The organism is Acidiphilium multivorum AIU301 (assembly GCF_000202835.1).
Taxonomy (GTDB): domain Bacteria; phylum Pseudomonadota; class Alphaproteobacteria; order Acetobacterales; family Acetobacteraceae; genus Acidiphilium; species Acidiphilium multivorum.
On record NC_015186.1, the window covers coordinates 697,812 to 713,207 of the forward strand.

Consider the following 15,396-nt stretch of genomic DNA (forward strand, 5'->3'; position numbering starts at 1 on the left):
CATGGACGCCGACGCGCCCGAACCGCCAGACCCTCCCGATCCATCCGATCCGGCAACCGCCGCCGATGCGGGCGTCGGCGCGCGTTTGCGCCGGATGCGCCAGATCTTCGGCCTCACCCAGCGCGAGCTTGCCCGTCGCGCCGGCGTGACCAACGGCGCCATTTCGCTGATCGAGCAGGGGCGGGTCAGCCCGTCGATCTCCTCGCTGAAGAAAATCCTCGATGGCATCCCGATGTCCCTCGCCGAGTTCTTCACGCTCGATCTGACCGCGCCGGAGGATGTGTTCTTCACCGCCGCCGACCTTACCGAAATCGCCTTCGACGAGCGGATCTCCTTCCGCATGGTCGGTCGGCGCCTGAAGGACCGGGCGTTGCAGATGCTGCACGAAACCTACAGCCCCGGCGCCGATACCGGCGAGGCGATGCTCCGTCACGAGGGCGAGGAGGCTGGCGTCATCATCCGCGGCCGCATCGTCGTCACCGTCGGCGACCAGGAACGCACCCTCGGCGCCGGCGAGGCCTACTATTTCCGCAGCCGGATCCCGCATCGCTTCCGCAACCCGTTCGACGAGGTCTGCGAGGTGATCAGCGCCAACACACCGCCGAGCTTCTGAACCGGCACATTCCGGTTGAACAGCGCCGCCGGAGCCGATACTGTGTCACGCGATGACACGCTTCGGTGAAACCAGGTCCGATCCGGCCCGCCGCGCGGCGACGCTCCGCCTCGTCGCCCCGCGCGCCGGCCTCGACCTGCAAGCCGAGATGCTGCGCCTCTGCGCGCGAATCGGTTTCAGCCCGCCCCGCTCCTGATCGTTGCCGTCACGCGGCCCCGGCCGTCACCCACGCACGACACAACGGAGTAGATCATGTCCGACCAGACCATTGCCTTCGACTGGCAGGCGGCCGACGCTGCCCACCATCTCCACCCGTTTTCCGACCACAAATCCCTCCACGAGGGGCGCGTCCGCATCATCACCGGCGGTGACGGCGTCTGGCTGACCGACGATCAGGGCCGCCGCGTCCTCGATGCGATGGCCGGCCTCTGGTGCGTCGCCGCCGGCTACGGGCGCGAGGAACTGGTCGAGGCTTCGGCGGCGCAGATGCGCGCGCTGCCCTTCTACAACACCTTCTTCAAGACCTCGACGCGCCCGGTCATCGCCCTCGCCGAGCGTCTCGCCGCGATGGCGCCGGGCGACCTGAACCACGCCTTCTTCGCCTGCTCCGGCTCCGAAGCGGTCGATACCGCGCTGCGCATGGCCCGCACCTACTGGATCACACGCGGCAAGCCCGCCAAGCGCATCGTCATCGGCCGCGAATACGGCTATCACGGCTCGACCACGCTGGGTGCTGCCGCCGGCGGGATGAAGGACATGCACCGCCAGGGTGCCGCGCTGCCCGACTTCGCCCATATCATGCCGCCCTACTGGTATGGCCGCGGCAGCCAGATGGACCCGGCCGAATTCGGCGTGCACGCCGCCCGCGCGCTGGAAGCGAAAATCGCCGAACTCGGGGCCGACAACATCGCCGCCTTCATCGGCGAGCCGATCCAGGGCGCCGGCGGCGTCATCATCCCGCCCGCGACCTACTGGCCGGAAATCCAGCGCATCTGCCGCGAGAACGACATCCTGCTGATCGCCGACGAGGTGATCTGCGGCTTCGGCCGCACCGGCCGCATGTTCGGCTGCGAAACCTTCGGCATCCAGCCTGACATGATGACCCTCGCCAAGGCCATCACCTCCGGCTACGCGCCGCTCTCCGCCGTCATGGTGGGCGACCGCGTGGCCGAGGTGCTGATCAACGAGACCGGCGAGTTCTATCACGGCTTCACCTATTCCGGTCATCCGGTCTCCTGCGCCGTCGCCCTCGCCAATCTCGACATCATCGAGCGCGAGGATCTTGCCGCCCGCGCCGCCGCCAGCGGCGAGATCCTGCGCGAAAGGCTGCATGCCGCGCTGGACGACCTGCCGATCGTCGGCGAGATCCGCGGCGTCGGCCTGATCGGCGCGATCGAGCTGACCGCCGACCGGCGCACCCGCCGCCCCTTCGAGAAGACGGGCCGCGTCGGCACGATCTGCCGCGACCACTGCTTCGCCAACGACCTGGTGATGCGCGCGGTGCGCGACACGATGGTGTTCGCGCCGCCGCTGATCATCGGCGAAGCGGAAATCGATGACATGGTCGCCCGCGCCCGTCGCGCCATCACCGCGACGATGGATGAAGTGCGCGGCGAGATGGCGGTCTGACATGGACGCGATGGCGGCGTCGGCGGACCGGCGCGCGCTGCTCGCCGATTGCGAGCTGATCGAGGCGTTCATCATCGATGTGAACGGCGTTCCCCGCGGCAAGTGGCTGCAGCGCGACCGGGCGGACGCGCTGTTTACCGGCGGCGTCGCCCTGCCGCGCTCGGCCTACCTGCTCGACATCTGGGGGCGGGACATCGTCGAGGGCGGCATCGCCTTCGACACCGGCGACCCGGACGGCAAGTGCTTCGCCGTGCCGCACAGCGTCGCCATCATGCCCTGGGCCGAGGGCCGCGCCGCCCAGGCGCTGCTCACCATGCAGGAGCCGGACGGCTCGCTCTTCTACGCCGATCCGCGCGGCGTGCTGTCCCGCGTGATCGACCGCCTCGCCGCGCGCGGCCTCACCGCGGCGGTCGGGATCGAGCTGGAATTCTACCTGCTCGACCCGAACCGGACCGGCGGGCAGCGTGTCGCCCCGCGCGGCGCCGATGAAAGCCACTGGCGCGGGTGGCAGACGGATACGCTGGGGCTCTGGGAGATCCACGACTACGAACCCGTGCTGCGCGATCTTCTGCGCGCGGCGGACGCCCAGTCGATCGCGCTCGACACGCTGATCAGCGAGAACGGCCCCGGCCAGTTCGAGGTCACGCTGCACTACGCGGCGGATGCGCTGCGCATGGCCGACGACGCGGTGCTGTTCAAGCGCTCGGTCAAGCACATCGCCCGCAAGCACGGCCTCGCCGCGACCTTCATGGCCAAGCCCTTCGGCAACTGGGCCGGCAGCGGCATGCATGTCCATGTTTCGCTGCTCGACCGCGCCGGCCGCAACGTCTTCACCGGCGATGCCGCGCGCGCCGCCCCGGCACTCTACCATGCGCTCGGCGGCCTCGTCGCGGCGATGCCGGACACGATGCTGACCTTCGCCCCGCACGCCAATTCCTACCGCCGCTTCGCCCCCGGCACCCACGCGCCCGTCTTTGGCGACTGGGGGCACGACAACCGCATGTCCTCGATCCGGGTGATCAATGCCGACCCCGCCGCGGCCCGCATCGAGCACCGCGTCGCCGGGGCCGACTGCAATCCCTATCTCGTCCTCGCCGCCCTGCTCGGCGCGATGGACAAGGGGATCGGGGAGGGGGCCGATCCGGGCGAGGAAACCTTCGGCGACAAGGTGGCCGCCACCGCGCCGCGCCTGCCAATCGCCTGGAGCCAGGCCACCGAGCGCTTCGCCAGCTCGCCCCTTACCCGCGCGATCTTCGGCGAAAGCTTCCAGTCCATCTTCGCCGCCTGCAAGCGCCAGGAAATCGCCGAGTTCCGTCGCCGGATCTCGGACGTCGAGTACGACGCCTATCTGAAGAACGCCTGACCCGGCGCCACGTCAGAACAGCGAAAGCTGGGCGGATGCCGCCTTCGCCGGCGGCTTCGCGAACTGCCCGCAATCGAGCGGCGGCGGCGCGTCGCTCAGCCCGAACTGCCGCGCCGCCCGGTGGAAGCGCGCGCGCAGCAGCGCGGCATATGCGCCGGTGCCGCGGAACCGGCTGCCGAACGCGGCATCGTTGAGCGCGCCGCCGCGGGTCTGGCGGATCAGGCTCAGCACATGCGCGGCGCGGTCTGGCATGGTGCGCTTCAGCCAGTCCTCGAACAATGCGCCGAGTTCGTGCGGCAGGCGCAGCAGGATGGCGCTGGCGCAGGACGCGCCGGCCCTGGCGCTCGCTTCGAGAATCCGCTCGAGCTCGGCGTCGTTCACCCCCGGTATCATCGGCGCCGCCAGCACGCCGACCGGAATTCCCGCCGCCTTCAGTCCTGTGATCGCATCGAGCCGCCGCCCCGGCGCCGCCGCGCGCGGCTCCATCGCCCGCGCGAGTCGCGCGTCCAGCGTCGTCACCGAGAGGTGCACACGGGCCAGGTTGCGCGCTGCCATCCGCCCGAGAATGTCGACATCCCGCAGCACCCCGGCCGACTTGGTGACGATGGACACCGGATGCCCGAACCGCTCCAGAACTTCCAGCACCGCGCGGGTCAGCCGCAGCTGCCGCTCCACCGGCTGATACGGGTCGGTGTTCGATCCGAGCACGATCGGCGCCGCCTGGTAGCCCTTGCGCGAAAGCTCCCGTTCCAGAAGCGTCGCCGCCTCCGGCTTGAAGACCAGCTTCGTCTCGAAATCGAGCCCCGGCGACATGCCGATCCACGCATGGGTCGGCCGCGCATAGCAATAGATGCAGCCATGCTCGCAGCCCCGATAGGGATTCAGCCCGCGATCGAAGCCGAGATCCGGGCTGTCGTTCCGGCTGATGACCGATTTCGTCGCATCGCGGATCAGCACGGTGGCCGGTGGCGGCGGCGCTTCGTCCAGCGTGCCCCAGCCGTCATCGAATGCGTCCTGCCGCACCGTCTCGAACCGGTTCGGCGGGTCCAGTCTTGTGCCGCGACCATCCGGCCGCAGCTTTCGGGGAATGACCGTTTCCATGTTCTCGTTCCGTTCTTGGTCAACACACCGGAATTCCGGCGCGAAGTCAAGAACAAAAACGGAACATGGACTGTTTCAGCTACGCCCGTCAGCTACGCCCGTATGTATCCTCGAAGCGGACGATGTCGTCCTCGCCGAGATACGAGCCCGACTGCACTTCGATCAGGGTCAGCGGAATCTTGCCCGGGTTCTCCATCCGGTGCACGCAGCCGAGCGGCAGGTAGATGCTCTCGTTCTCGCGCACGAGAAGCGTCTCCTCGTCCCGCGTCACCAGCGCCGAGCCGGCCACCACCACCCAGTGCTCCGCGCGGTGGAAATGCTTTTGCAGGCTGAGCTTCGCGCCCGGCATCACCACGATACGCTTCACCTGGAAGCGGTCGCCCTGGATCAGGCTCTCATAGAACCCCCAGGGGCGGTAGACGCGGTTGTGATCCTCGGCCTCGGGGCGCTTCAGCCGCTTGAGCGCGTCCACCACGCGCTTGACGTTCTGCGCCTTGTCGCGGTGCGCGACCAGCACGGCATCCGGCGTTGTGACCACAACGGTATTCTCGAGGCCGAGCACCGCCGTCACCGCGCCGTCGCTGCGGACATAGCAGCCCGTCGAGTCCTCGATCACCGCATCGCCGAGCGCCGCGTTGCCTGCCGCATCCTTCTCCGCGATCTCCCAGATCGCCGACCACGAGCCGACATCCGACCAGCCGAGCGAGGCCGGCACGACCACGGCGCGATCGGTCTTTTCCGCAATCGCGTAGTCGATGCTGATTTCCGGCGAGCCGCGAAAGGCCTCCGCATCGAGCCGGATGAAATCGAGGTCGGGGCGGCGCGTGTCGAATGCCGCGCGCACGCTGCGGGCAACTTCGGGAGCGAGGCGCTCCATTTCCGACAGCATGGTCCGGGCGGTGGCGACGAACATGCCTGAATTCCAGTAATGCCGTCCGTCGGCGATCAGCGTCGCCGCCGTCGCGGCATCGGGTTTCTCGACGAAGCGGGCGATGCGGAACGCGCCATGATGCCCGGCGAGCGTCTCGCCCTGCTCGATATAGCCATAGCCGGTCTCGGCCACGCTCGGCCGCATGCCGAAGGTCACGATGTGACCCTCCCGCGCGGCGGCGGCGGCGATGCCAAGCGCCTGGCCGAGGGCGGCCGCATCCGCGATCGAGGCATCCGCGGCCATGATCCACATGACCTGATCCGGATCGCCCTCCGCCACCAGGAACGCGGCGGCCGCGATCGCCGGCGCGCTGTTGCGCCCGACGGGTTCGAGCAGGATCCGCGCCCCCGTGTGCCCGCTGCCGCGCAACTGCTCGGCGACGATGAAGCGGTGCTCGTCGTTCGCCACCACGATGGGTGCCGCGAACAGCTCGCCCTGCGCGCGCGACGCCGTCTCCTGCAACATGGTGCGCGAGGAGATCAGGGGCCAGAATTGCTTGGGATAGGATTTGCGCGACACAGGCCACAGCCGCGTGCCGGTCCCCCCCGCAAGAATGACCGGAACGATTCCGGCGTCGCGCGCTTGTGTCTGATCAGGCATGCAGGCTCCCCCAAATCATCGCAGCTTCATTGCCAGCGGGCCGCCATTGCGTCCAGCATGGCGTCGTGTGGAACAGGATGAAAAAATGGAAAAGACCGGGCTCGACGATCTGACAAGCGCCGAACTGCGCGCCCTGCTGCCGCGCCGCCCGCTCGTGCTCCTGCCGCTCGGCAGCCAGGAGGATCAGGGCGCCCACGCACCGATGGGCGATTTCCGCCTCGCCGCCGCCCTGGCCGGGCGGATCGCGCGGGCGGCAACCGAGGCCGGCACATTGACGCTCGCCGCACCCGCGCTGCCCTTCGGCGCGGCGGACCATTTCGGCGCGGTTCCCGGCGGCCTCGCCCTCGCGCCCGCGACATTCCGCGCCGTGCTCGCCGACCTGATCGCCGATCTCCGGCGCACCGGTCTCGACCGCATCGTCATCCTCAACGGTCATGGCGGCAACGCGCCGCTGGTGCATGAGGTCACCCTCTCGATCCGCCGCGCCGGCGGGCCGATCATCCCTTCGTTCTATCTCTGGAAGGTCGCCCGCCGGCTGATGGAGCGGCGCATCGGCCCCGCTGCCGGCCGGTTCGGCCACGGCGCCGAGCCGCTCGCCTCGATCACCCTGGCCCTCCGCCCCGATGCCGCGCGCCCCGACCTCGCGGTGAAGCCCGCACCCGGCGCCAGATTGCTCGGCTGCCCGGTCATCGGCTTCGGCACGATCGGCTTCGAGGACGTCGAGATCGACGCTCCGGCCGAATATCCCGAAATCGCCCCGTCCTCCGCCACGGCTGACGCCACCGGCGCCGATCCCGCCCTCGGCGCCGCCGTCATCGCCGACCTCATCGCCCTCGCCGTCCGGTTCTGCGCCCATGTGGCCTCCCTGACATGAGCGTCGTTCCCGCCTGGATTCCGATCACCATCGCCGCCGCCCTGTTCCAGGTCTGGCGCACGGCGCTGCAGGCCCGGCTGCGCGGCGCGCTCAGCGCCCCGGCGGCGGGCTTCGTCCGCTTTGTCTATGCTCTGCCGGCCGATATCCTGCTGCTCGGCGCCGCCCTCTTCCTGCTCCGGCGGTCCCTGCCGGCGATCCCGCCCGCCTTCGTGCTCGACTGTCTTGCCGGCGGCGTCGCGCAGATCTTCGGCACCATGCTGCTGATCATGGCCTTCGGCCATCGCAACTTCGTGGTCGGCACCGCCTATGCGAAGACCGAGGCGGCGCAGCTCGTCATCTTTTCCGTCCTCGTCCTTGGCGTGCGCATCCCGCCCGAGGCGATCGTCGGCATCATGCTTGCCGTCGCCGGCGTTCTCGCGCTGTCCTTCGCCGGCCAGAAATTCTCGGCCGCCGACCTGCTGCGCGCCTCGGCGCAGCCCGCCGCCCTTTGCGGTCTCGGCTCGGGCTTCAGCTTCGCCGTCACCGCGATCCTGCTGCGCAACGCAACACTGACGCTTGGCGCCGACACGCCGGTCCTGCTCAAGGCGCTGCTGACCCTGACCGTGACCAACGCCCTGCAAACCTTGGCACAGGGCGGCTTCATGGCGTTGCGGAACCGGGCCGAGCTTGCGAAATGCTTCACCCTCTGGCGCCGCGCCGCGCCGGTCGGCGTGCTCTCGGCCTTCGGCTCCGGCTGCTGGTTCGCCGGATTCGCGCTGACCAACGTCGCCCTGGTGCGTGGCCTTGGCCAGATCGAGATCCTGTTCACCCTCGCGGTCGGCCATTTCTTCCTGCGCGAACGCACCAAACGCGGCGAGATCACCGGCCTCGTGCTGGTCGGGCTTGGAGTCGTGCTGATCGCGGCGGCCGGAATCGGTTAAGGCGTCGCGCCGGGGCCGGGCAGGGCAGGGCGGCCCTATCCCGCGAGTGCGCGCGCCCGTTCGCGAAGCAGCGCCTCGGCCCGCAGCAGGTCGGCCTCCGTGGTGATCTTGAAATTCTCCTCGCTGCCCGGAACCATCTCGATCGCCAGCCCCGCGAGTTCGGCGACCGCGCAGTCATCGGTGAAATCCCGCCCCCGATGCGCCGTCTGCGCCAGCCGGTGCGCGCCGAGAATTGCGTCATAGCGGAACCCCTGCGGCGTCTGTGCCCGCCACAGATCGGCGCGGTCCACCGTGCCGGTCACGATCGCGCCGCTGCAGCGTTTCAGCGTATCGGTCACCGGCACGCCGACCACGGCGCCCGGCACGCGGTCGAGCGCGCCGATCACCGCGCCGATCACGTCCGGCGCCACGAACGGCCGCACCCCGTCATGGATCAGCACCCTCTCCGGTGCGACGCTGGCGATCGCCTCAAGCCCGTTGCGCACCGATTCCTGCCGCGAGGCGCCGCCAGCGACCGGTTCCGGCAGGCCAAGCCCCGACATCGCCTCGTCATACAGCGCGCGATCCGCCGGATTGATCACCACGAACACGGCGCGCATCGAGGCATGCCGGCGCAGTGCCTCCGCCGTGCGGCGAAGGATCGGCACGCCGTCGAGCAGGCGATACTGTTTTGGAATGGGCCCGCCGAGGCGATGGCCCCGGCCGGCGGCGACGATCAGTGCAACGGTCATGCGGTCCCCGGCTCGGCGCGGCGGCGCCGCGCTTCGGCTCCCTGAAAGCAGAACCGGCCGGCAAAGGCAAACCGCCTGGCGCGGGCTTGTGATCGGATTATGTCAGCCCCGCCACGAAAACAACAAAATCATAGGCTTATACAGAAATAATCAGAAATATTCATTGATTTCCCCATAACGTCCGACCGGGCTAGTTTGCAGCGCAATAAGGATGGCGGTCGGCCATCCTGCGCTCACCGACAAGGCTTCTATTAGATGATGTATGCCGCCGCACAGTTTCATGGCCATGTCGCACCCGGGCAGGATGTCCCGGTGCCGCGACGTGGGCTGAGAGCGGCGATCTCCTGCCGCGGCGTCGGGCTGCACGGCGGCCAGGAGGTGAATTTGCGTTTTGCCGCCGCCGAGCCGGGCAGCGGCATCCGCTTCCGCCGGACCGATCTCGGCGTCACGATTCCGGCCCGTCACGATCTCGTGGCCGACACCAGGCTCTGCACCGTGCTGGCCGATCCGGCCCGGCCGGAGGCGCGTATCGGCACGGTCGAGCATGTGATGGCCGCGCTCGCAGGCCTCGGTATCGACGATGCGCTGGTCGAGGTCGATGGCCCGGAAATCCCCATCCTGGACGGGTCGGCGGCCGAGTTCGTCTTCCTTCTCAACTGTGCCGGCATCGTCGAGACAGGCTTGCCGCGCGACATCATCGAAATCCGCCGCCCGGTCCGCGTGAGCGACGGCTCTGCCTTCGCCGAGCTGCGGCCCGCGGCGCAAGGCGAATATGGCTTCTCCGCCGCGCTCCAGATCGACTTTCCCGCCCGTGCCATCGGCCGCCAGGCCCTCTCGCTCGAGATCACGCCCGAGAGCTTCGCTGCCGAACTGGCCCGCGCCCGCACGTTCACCATGAAGCAGGACATCGATCGCCTGCGCGAGGCCGGGCTTGCCCTCGGCGGCACGCTCGCCAACGCCGTGGTGGTCGACGGCGATGAGGTGATCAACCCCGAGGGCCTGCGCAGCCCGGATGAATTCGTCCGCCACAAGCTGCTCGACGTGGTGGGCGATCTCGCCCTCGCTGGCGCCGCGATCCGCGGCCGCTTTGTCGGTGCCCGCACCGGCCACCGGCTCAACAATCTGCTGCTCCGCGCCCTGTTCGCCGATCGTGCGAACTACCGCTTCGCCGGCGTGGCGGAGCCGGACCTCGCCGCCGTTGCGTGACGCGGGGCGCCACCGCCCGCGGCGCTGCCATAACTCCTGATCATCTGGCCGCCGGCGTCAGCCTGCCGTTCTGCAGCCGGTAAACCCGGTCTAGTCTTTCGACCCCGGTCAGCCGGTGGGTGATCATCAGCACGGTGCGCCCCTCCAGCGTGTTGTTCAGCGTCGCGAGGAAAGCGCGCTCGGTCTCGAGATCGAGGCCCGAACACGGCTCGTCGAGGATCAGGATCGGCGCCGGGCTCAGCAGCGTGCGCGCCAGCGCGAGGCGTCGGCCCTGGCCGCCCGAGAACTGCGATCCCTGCTCGCCCACCCAGGCCTCCAGCCCGTCCGGCAGGGCGCGCACCATATCGGCGATACGAGCCGCCTCCAGCGCGGCCCAAAGCGCGTCGTCATCCGCATCGTCGCGGCCAATCAGCAGGTTGTTGCGGATCGTGTCGGCGAACAGATGCGTCGTCTGCGACAGCCACGCGATCCGCCTTCGCACATCGGCCGAGCGCAGCGTGGCAATATCGGTGCCGCCGAGCCGGATCTGTCCTTCATCCGGCGAAACCAGTTTGAGGGCCAGCGCCGCGAGTGTGGACTTGCCCGCCCCGGACGGCCCGAGCACCGCGATACGAGATCCCGCCGGTATATCGAGCGACAGATCCTCGAACACCGCCTGCCCCTCCGGTGTCCAGCGGAAGGCGACATGTTCGAAGGCGAGCGCGTTGCTCCCCGGCATCGGCGCCGGCCGCGCCGGGTCGCGCACCCGCGGCTCGGCCTCGGCGGCCTGCAGAACGCGTGAGGCGGCGGCGGAGGCGCGGCCCGCCGTCACGCCCGCCCGGGGCATGCCGCCCACTACCTCGAAGGCGGCAACGACGACGAACACCGCCACCACCACCGCGACCGGATTCGCGCCATGAATCAGCAGCACCGCAAGCAGTGCCGCCTGGGTGGCCAGAAACGCGAGGCCCTGGAGCGCCCCTCCGCGCGCGGCGAGGTCGCGTTCGGCGCGGAACAGCCGCGATTCCTGCCATTGCACGCCGGCGAGCATCCGGCCCTCGGCCTCGTAGACCTTGATTTCGCGGAGTCCGGTCAGCGTATCGAGAACCGAAACCCGCAATGCGCCGCCCGCCTCGGTCTCGTCCGCCGCGGCCGCCCGCGCCGCGAGCATTGCCCGCCACGGCATCACGAAGGCGACCACGGCGAAGAGCACGAGCACCAGGGCGGCGGCGGTATCGTCGTCGCGCCCGACCGCGACCAGCAGCACCGGCACCAGCATCGCCGCCCCGAGCAGGGGGATCAGCAGGCGCAGCAGCACGCCGTCCAGCGCCTCGATGTCGTTCACCAGCCGCGCCAGCACATCCCCGGAGCGGCGGAAGCCAAGGCCGCCGGCGGCGCTGCGCGCGAGCCCGCGGTAGAACCAGAGCCGCAGCGCCGCCAGCGCGCGGAATGTCGCGTCATGCGTCGTCAGCCGTTCAAGATAGCGCAGCACGACCCGCGCGACGCCGGTCACCTCCAGCGCCACCGGTACCGCGAGGGTGATGCCGAGCGCGGCGGCGGCGATATAGTGGCCGGCCGCCGCCATCAGCGCGATCCCGGCGGCAAGCGAGGCCAGCGCCACCAGCGCGCCGAACACGATCGCCGGCGCCTGCCGCCGCCAGATCAGGATCACCCGCAGCAACGGCGCCAGCACGGAGTCCGTCATCACGCCACCCCCTCGAGCCGCGCGGTCTGTGCCGCGCCAAGATCGAGCTTGCGGCCGCTGAATTCATGCGCGAAGGCCGCGTGGCTGGCCAGCACCACGGTCCGCCCGATCGCCAGCCGCTTGAGGCTTTCCACCACCTCGCGCTCCGTCGCCGGATCGAGCTGCGCGGTCGGTTCGTCGAGCAGCAACAGGCTGGCGTCCTTGAGAAAGGCGCGGGCAATGGCGATCCGCTGCGCCTGCCCGCCCGACAGCCCGTAGCCGCCTTCGCCGATCCGCGTCGCCAGCCCCTCCGGCAGCCGCTCGGCAAATTCGTTCACGCGCGCAAGGCGCACCGCCTCCAGCAGTTCGGCCTCGCTCGCTTCCGGTCGCCCGAGCCGGATGTTCTCCTCGATCGTCCCGGCGAACAGCACCGGCCGCTGGCTGATGAGCGCCGTCATGCGGGCGAGCGCTGTCGGCACGATCGTCTCGATCGGTGCGCCGTTCAGCGTAATCCGCCCCGATTGCGGCCGGATATAGCCAAGCAGCAGCTCGATGATGGTCGATTTCCCCGATCCCGACGGGCCGACCAGCATCATCGTCTCGCCCGCGGGCAACTGGAAGCTCAGATCCCGCAGCACGGGGCCGCGTTCCTGGTCCCAGGCGAAGCCGACGCCTTCAAAGGCGATGGTGATGCCCTGGGCTGGCACATTGCGGATCGCGTCCGGCGGCACCGCCGCCACCGCCGGTTCGGGCAGGCCGACAAGGTCTTCGGCCGCGGTCTGTGCCGTCATCCGGTCCTGATACACGGCCGAGAAGGCGCGGAACGGCGCGAAGAATTCCGGCACCAGCAACACGCAGAACAATGCGGTCGGCGCCAGCGCCGTCTGGCCGGCGAGCAGCGGGCCTGCGAACCGGATGGCAATTCCAACCAGTGCCGCCGCGGCAAGCAGGTCGAGCGCGGTGGCGTTGAGAAAGGCAACCCGCAATATGCGCATCGTGCGCAGGCGCAGTTCGTCCGCGGCGCGCCCAAGCGCTGCGGCCTCGGTTTCGGCGCGCCCCGCCAGCACAATGGTGGCGATGCCGCGCACACGGTCCAGGAAGCGGGTCTGCAGGCGCGTCATGGCGGTGAACTGTCGCCGGGCCGCGACGCCGGTGCCAATTCCGGTGATCGCCATGAACATCGGCACCAGGAGGCCGGCGCATGCGAGGATCACACCGCTGCGCCAGTCGGCGATCGCCGCGGCGAGAGCGACGAGCGCCGGTCCGATCGCGGCGAGCCGCGCCGCAGGAAGCCAGCGTCCGTGGAGCCCGTTCATCGCCTCGATCCGGTCGACGACGATGATCGAGAGTTCTGCCGAATGCCGCCCGCGCAGCAGCCCCGGCCCGGCGCTCATCAGCCGTCCCAGCGTATCGCTGCGCAGCCGCCGGCGCGCGGCGATGCCGAGCCGGCTCGCCTCGTGTTCCTGCCCGACGACCAGCGCGGCCCGCACCAGGGCGGCGGTGACGAAGCCGAGTCCAAGGAGCGCCGTCGGCAGCCGCCCCGGTGCGATCGCGGCGGCAAGCAACCCGGCCGCGCAGGCGATCTGCCCGATCGCAACCAGCACCGAGGCGACGCCGAGCCCGATCGCGAGCCGCGCGCGCCGTCCTCCAAGCCTGATTTCCTGACGGATCCACTGTTTCGCGGGAGACGATTGCCGTGCCATGCTGGCTACATATAAGCAGTTCGCCCATTTCAAAAGCGCGGCATCTCCTGCCGGTCGGTTGGCTCGCGGATTGTTTATGTTTTCACGAATATGTCACGCCGCCGCTTCCGTCATGCCGCATGCCCGCTGCCGGGCATGGACGCCGCGACCGGTTTCGCCCAAAAACCCCCGGCAACTCGTGGCCGTTCACGGAGAGACAGCATGCAGATCGTCCGCAATGTTCCGGACCTCCGCGCCGCCCGCGCGGCGCTGACGGATGGTGGCCGCGCCCGCCTCGCCCTGGTGCCGACCATGGGCGCGCTGCATGAGGGGCATCTCTCGCTCATCCGCGCCGCGCGCGAGGCCGGCCACGTCGTTGCGGCGTCGATTTTCGTCAACCCCACCCAGTTCGGTCCGAACGAGGACTTCACCCGCTACCCGCGCGACCCCGAGCGCGACTGCGCCCTGCTCGCCGAAGCCGGGTGCGCGCTGGCCTGGCTGCCCGAGGTCTCCACGATGTATCCGCCCGGCGATGCCACCTCGGTCGAGGTTGCCGGCCTGTCCGTCGTGCTTGAGGGCGCGGTCCGTCCCGGCCACTACCGCGGCGTCGCGACGGTGGTGGTCAAGCTCCTCGGCCAGGTCCGTCCCGATGCCGCCTATTTCGGCGAGAAGGACTGGCAGCAGGTGCAGGTAATCCGCCGCGTCGCGGCCGACCTGTTCCTGCCGGTCGAGATCGTTGTCGGCCCCACCCTGCGCGAGAAGGATGGCCTCGCCATGTCATCGCGCAACCGCTATCTCGACCCTGCGGACCGCGCCCGTGCCCCGCTTCTCCACCAGGTGCTCCGCCGGGTGCGCGCCGCCCTGCGTGACGGCGAGCCCGCGGCGGCGGCGCTGGCCGCCGGCCGGCGGGCGCTCGCTGAGGGCGGCTTCATCGTCGACTATCTCGAACTGGTGGACGCCGGGACCCTCGCGCCGCTGACCGCTCCGGACGACGGCGCCCGTCTTCTCGCCGCCGCGCGGCTCGGCACGACCCGCCTGCTCGACACGGTCGCAGTCTGAAAAATCGAGACGCCGCAGGATGATGGTCGCATTTATGTTGCACCGTTAAGCTATATTTTACCTCGCTGCGCCATCATCACTGCCAGGTGTTCAGCCGTGATGGAGCAAAGGCGCTTGAGTTTACCCCAGTCTCCGGACCTTCAGCCGTCCTCTGGCCTGATGCCCGTGCAGTCGCGCCGTCCTGTCGCCGGGCGGACCGAGTCGGAGCGTCGGGAACGCGCCTCGCTTCGCCGGCTCGAGGCGGGCGAGCAGCGCAAGCGCGCCGCCCGCCTCGCCGAGGCTCTCCGCAATGACAGCTTTGTTCTGCGCTACCTGCCGCGGCTCGATCTCGCGTCCCCCGGCGATGGCTTCGTCTCGGCCGAACTGTGGCTCGGCCTGCCGAATCGCCGCCGCGGGCTCATGCCCGTGGCGCCGCTCCTCCGCGGGATCGACCGCGCGCCGCTTCGCCACGAGATGTTATGCCACACGCTGCGCATCGCGGCGGAAGAACTGGCCTGCGGGCCGCCGCGCTGGCAGATTTCGGTGCCGATGTCCGGCCATGCGCTGGCGGACGGCCTGATCGGCGAGGTCGCGCTGCAGACCTTGGATCCCCTGGGCATCGAGCCGCACCGGATCGACATCCTGATCGACGAGGCCGAACTCGTCATCGGCGGTGATCTGTTGCAACAGCAGATCGCCAGCCTGCGCGAAGCCGGAATCGGCGTCACCCTCGAAGGGTTTGGGAACGCGTTCGGCGGCCTCGCGCTGCTCTCCCGGCTCCCGTTCACCGGCCTCAAGCTCGATCGCCGGCTGGCGCATGCGCTCGTGAACGATCCGGCCGGACCGGACGTGGTGCTGATCCGTGCCGCGATCGATATTGCGCGCCGCTACGACGTCCTCGTCTCGATCGACGGGATCGAGACCGAGACGGAATTGCAGAAGGCCCGCGAACTCGGCATCGGCCAGGCTCAGGGACCGTGGGTCGGCCCGGCATTGCCGGCGGATGTGATGCGCGCGCGGCTGCGGCTGAACGGCTGAACCCGCC

At 69.7% G+C, this 15,396-nt stretch carries 15 protein-coding genes; 9 read left to right on the top strand and 6 right to left on the bottom strand.

Features of this window, described 5'->3' with window-relative positions:
- Nucleotide 1: 1 nt before the first annotated feature.
- The 4 genes from ACMV_RS03045 to ACMV_RS03055 are packed head-to-tail and all read left to right on the top strand — an operon-like array spanning nucleotide 2 to nucleotide 3,605.
- Entirely contained in the window at nucleotides 2–613 is a 612-nt protein-coding gene (locus ACMV_RS03045; protein ID WP_007421368.1) for a cupin domain-containing protein, read from the top strand.
- A gap of 52 nt (nucleotides 614–665) precedes the next feature.
- Nucleotides 666–809 (top strand): capsid protein, encoded by a 144-nt coding sequence (locus tag ACMV_RS20715; protein ID WP_138919125.1) that lies wholly within the window; start codon nucleotides 666–668, stop codon nucleotides 807–809.
- A gap of 56 nt (nucleotides 810–865) precedes the next feature.
- Nucleotides 866–2,242 carry an aspartate aminotransferase family protein gene (locus ACMV_RS03050; RefSeq protein ID WP_011941595.1) on the top strand — a complete coding sequence of 459 codons (1,377 nt, stop codon included), beginning with the start codon at nucleotides 866–868 and terminating at the stop codon, nucleotides 2,240–2,242.
- 1 nt (nucleotide 2,243) lies between these two features.
- A complete protein-coding gene (locus ACMV_RS03055; protein ID WP_007421370.1) occupies nucleotides 2,244–3,605 on the top strand; it encodes a glutamine synthetase family protein in 1,362 nt (453 codons plus the stop codon).
- A gap of 12 nt (nucleotides 3,606–3,617) precedes the next feature.
- Here ACMV_RS03055 and ACMV_RS03060 read toward each other — a convergent pair whose 3' ends face one another.
- On the bottom strand, nucleotides 3,618–4,706 hold the full coding sequence (locus tag ACMV_RS03060) for a PA0069 family radical SAM protein (RefSeq protein WP_007421371.1): 1,089 nt from the start codon (nucleotides 4,704–4,706) through the stop codon (nucleotides 3,618–3,620).
- An 88-nt stretch (nucleotides 4,707–4,794) separates the two neighbouring features.
- The gene (locus ACMV_RS03065) at nucleotides 4,795–6,237 is read right to left on the bottom strand and encodes a mannose-1-phosphate guanylyltransferase/mannose-6-phosphate isomerase (RefSeq protein ID WP_007421372.1); all 1,443 of its coding nucleotides are present in this window, start codon (nucleotides 6,235–6,237) and stop codon (nucleotides 4,795–4,797) included.
- Between the two features lie 85 nt (nucleotides 6,238–6,322).
- On the opposite strand from ACMV_RS03065, the gene ACMV_RS03070 reads away from it, so the two are divergent.
- Both ACMV_RS03070 and ACMV_RS03075 read left to right on the top strand, forming a co-directional pair.
- Complete coding sequence (locus tag ACMV_RS03070) at nucleotides 6,323–7,111, top strand: creatininase family protein (protein ID WP_011941598.1); 789 nt, start codon at nucleotides 6,323–6,325, stop codon at nucleotides 7,109–7,111.
- Nucleotides 7,108–8,031, top strand: coding sequence for an EamA family transporter (locus ACMV_RS03075; RefSeq protein ID WP_013639514.1), 924 nt, complete (start codon nucleotides 7,108–7,110; stop codon nucleotides 8,029–8,031). Before ACMV_RS03070 ends, ACMV_RS03075 begins: the two co-directional genes overlap by 4 nt.
- Nucleotides 8,032–8,066: 35 nt before the next feature.
- Here the strand turns inward: ACMV_RS03075 and ispD are convergent, their stop codons facing one another.
- Together ispD and ACMV_RS21105 are read right to left on the bottom strand one after the other, a co-directional pair.
- Nucleotides 8,067–8,762 (bottom strand): 2-C-methyl-D-erythritol 4-phosphate cytidylyltransferase, encoded by a 696-nt coding sequence (ispD, locus tag ACMV_RS03080; protein WP_007421375.1) that lies wholly within the window; start codon nucleotides 8,760–8,762, stop codon nucleotides 8,067–8,069.
- Between the two features lie 150 nt (nucleotides 8,763–8,912).
- On the bottom strand, nucleotides 8,913–9,050 hold the full coding sequence (locus tag ACMV_RS21105; protein ID WP_172637311.1) for a hypothetical protein: 138 nt from the start codon (nucleotides 9,048–9,050) through the stop codon (nucleotides 8,913–8,915).
- On the opposite strand from ACMV_RS21105, the gene lpxC reads away from it, so the two are divergent.
- Nucleotides 9,018–9,968: a UDP-3-O-acyl-N-acetylglucosamine deacetylase gene (gene lpxC, locus ACMV_RS03085; protein WP_013639515.1), complete on the top strand. Its 951-nt coding sequence runs from the start codon at nucleotides 9,018–9,020 to the stop codon at nucleotides 9,966–9,968. The genes ACMV_RS21105 and lpxC overlap by 33 nt on opposite strands.
- 40 nt (nucleotides 9,969–10,008) lie before the next feature.
- On the opposite strand, the gene cydC is transcribed toward lpxC, so the two are convergent.
- Both cydC and cydD read right to left on the bottom strand, forming a co-directional pair.
- On the bottom strand, nucleotides 10,009–11,652 hold the full coding sequence (cydC, locus tag ACMV_RS03090; RefSeq protein ID WP_013639516.1) for a thiol reductant ABC exporter subunit CydC: 1,644 nt from the start codon (nucleotides 11,650–11,652) through the stop codon (nucleotides 10,009–10,011).
- Nucleotides 11,652–13,334, bottom strand: a complete 1,683-nt coding sequence (cydD, locus tag ACMV_RS03095; protein ID WP_041664630.1) for a thiol reductant ABC exporter subunit CydD — start codon at nucleotides 13,332–13,334, stop codon at nucleotides 11,652–11,654. Before cydD ends, cydC begins: the two co-directional genes overlap by 1 nt.
- Nucleotides 13,335–13,535: 201 nt before the next feature.
- On the opposite strand from cydD, the gene panC reads away from it, so the two are divergent.
- Both panC and ACMV_RS03105 read left to right on the top strand, forming a co-directional pair.
- Nucleotides 13,536–14,372: a pantoate--beta-alanine ligase gene (panC, locus tag ACMV_RS03100; RefSeq protein WP_013639518.1), complete on the top strand. Its 837-nt coding sequence runs from the start codon at nucleotides 13,536–13,538 to the stop codon at nucleotides 14,370–14,372.
- Between the two features lie 114 nt (nucleotides 14,373–14,486).
- Complete coding sequence (locus ACMV_RS03105) at nucleotides 14,487–15,389, top strand: EAL domain-containing protein (RefSeq protein WP_158320258.1); 903 nt, start codon at nucleotides 14,487–14,489, stop codon at nucleotides 15,387–15,389.
- Nucleotides 15,390–15,396: the final 7 nt, after the last annotated feature.

Bases quoted from the DNA above. Each gene is read 5' to 3' on its own strand.
- ACMV_RS03055 (WP_007421370.1), top strand. From the start codon at position 2,244: ATGGACGCGATGGCGGCGTCGGCGGACCGGCGCGCGCTGCTCGCCGAT.
- ispD (WP_007421375.1), bottom strand. From the start codon at position 8,762: ATGACCGTTGCACTGATCGTCGCCGCCGGCCGGGGCCATCGCCTCGGC.
- ACMV_RS03050 (WP_011941595.1), top strand. From the start codon at position 866: ATGTCCGACCAGACCATTGCCTTCGACTGGCAGGCGGCCGACGCTGCC.
- ACMV_RS03060 (WP_007421371.1), bottom strand. From the start codon at position 4,706: ATGGAAACGGTCATTCCCCGAAAGCTGCGGCCGGATGGTCGCGGCACA.
- ACMV_RS20715 (WP_138919125.1), top strand. From the start codon at position 666: ATGACACGCTTCGGTGAAACCAGGTCCGATCCGGCCCGCCGCGCGGCG.
- cydC (WP_013639516.1), bottom strand. From the start codon at position 11,652: ATGACGGACTCCGTGCTGGCGCCGTTGCTGCGGGTGATCCTGATCTGG.
- ACMV_RS03070 (WP_011941598.1), top strand. From the start codon at position 6,323: ATGGAAAAGACCGGGCTCGACGATCTGACAAGCGCCGAACTGCGCGCC.
- ACMV_RS03045 (WP_007421368.1), top strand. From the start codon at position 2: ATGGACGCCGACGCGCCCGAACCGCCAGACCCTCCCGATCCATCCGAT.
- lpxC (WP_013639515.1), top strand. From the start codon at position 9,018: ATGATGTATGCCGCCGCACAGTTTCATGGCCATGTCGCACCCGGGCAG.
- ACMV_RS03065 (WP_007421372.1), bottom strand. From the start codon at position 6,237: ATGCCTGATCAGACACAAGCGCGCGACGCCGGAATCGTTCCGGTCATT.
- panC (WP_013639518.1), top strand. From the start codon at position 13,536: ATGCAGATCGTCCGCAATGTTCCGGACCTCCGCGCCGCCCGCGCGGCG.
- ACMV_RS21105 (WP_172637311.1), bottom strand. From the start codon at position 9,050: ATGGCCATGAAACTGTGCGGCGGCATACATCATCTAATAGAAGCCTTG.
- ACMV_RS03075 (WP_013639514.1), top strand. From the start codon at position 7,108: ATGAGCGTCGTTCCCGCCTGGATTCCGATCACCATCGCCGCCGCCCTG.
- cydD (WP_041664630.1), bottom strand. From the start codon at position 13,334: ATGGCACGGCAATCGTCTCCCGCGAAACAGTGGATCCGTCAGGAAATC.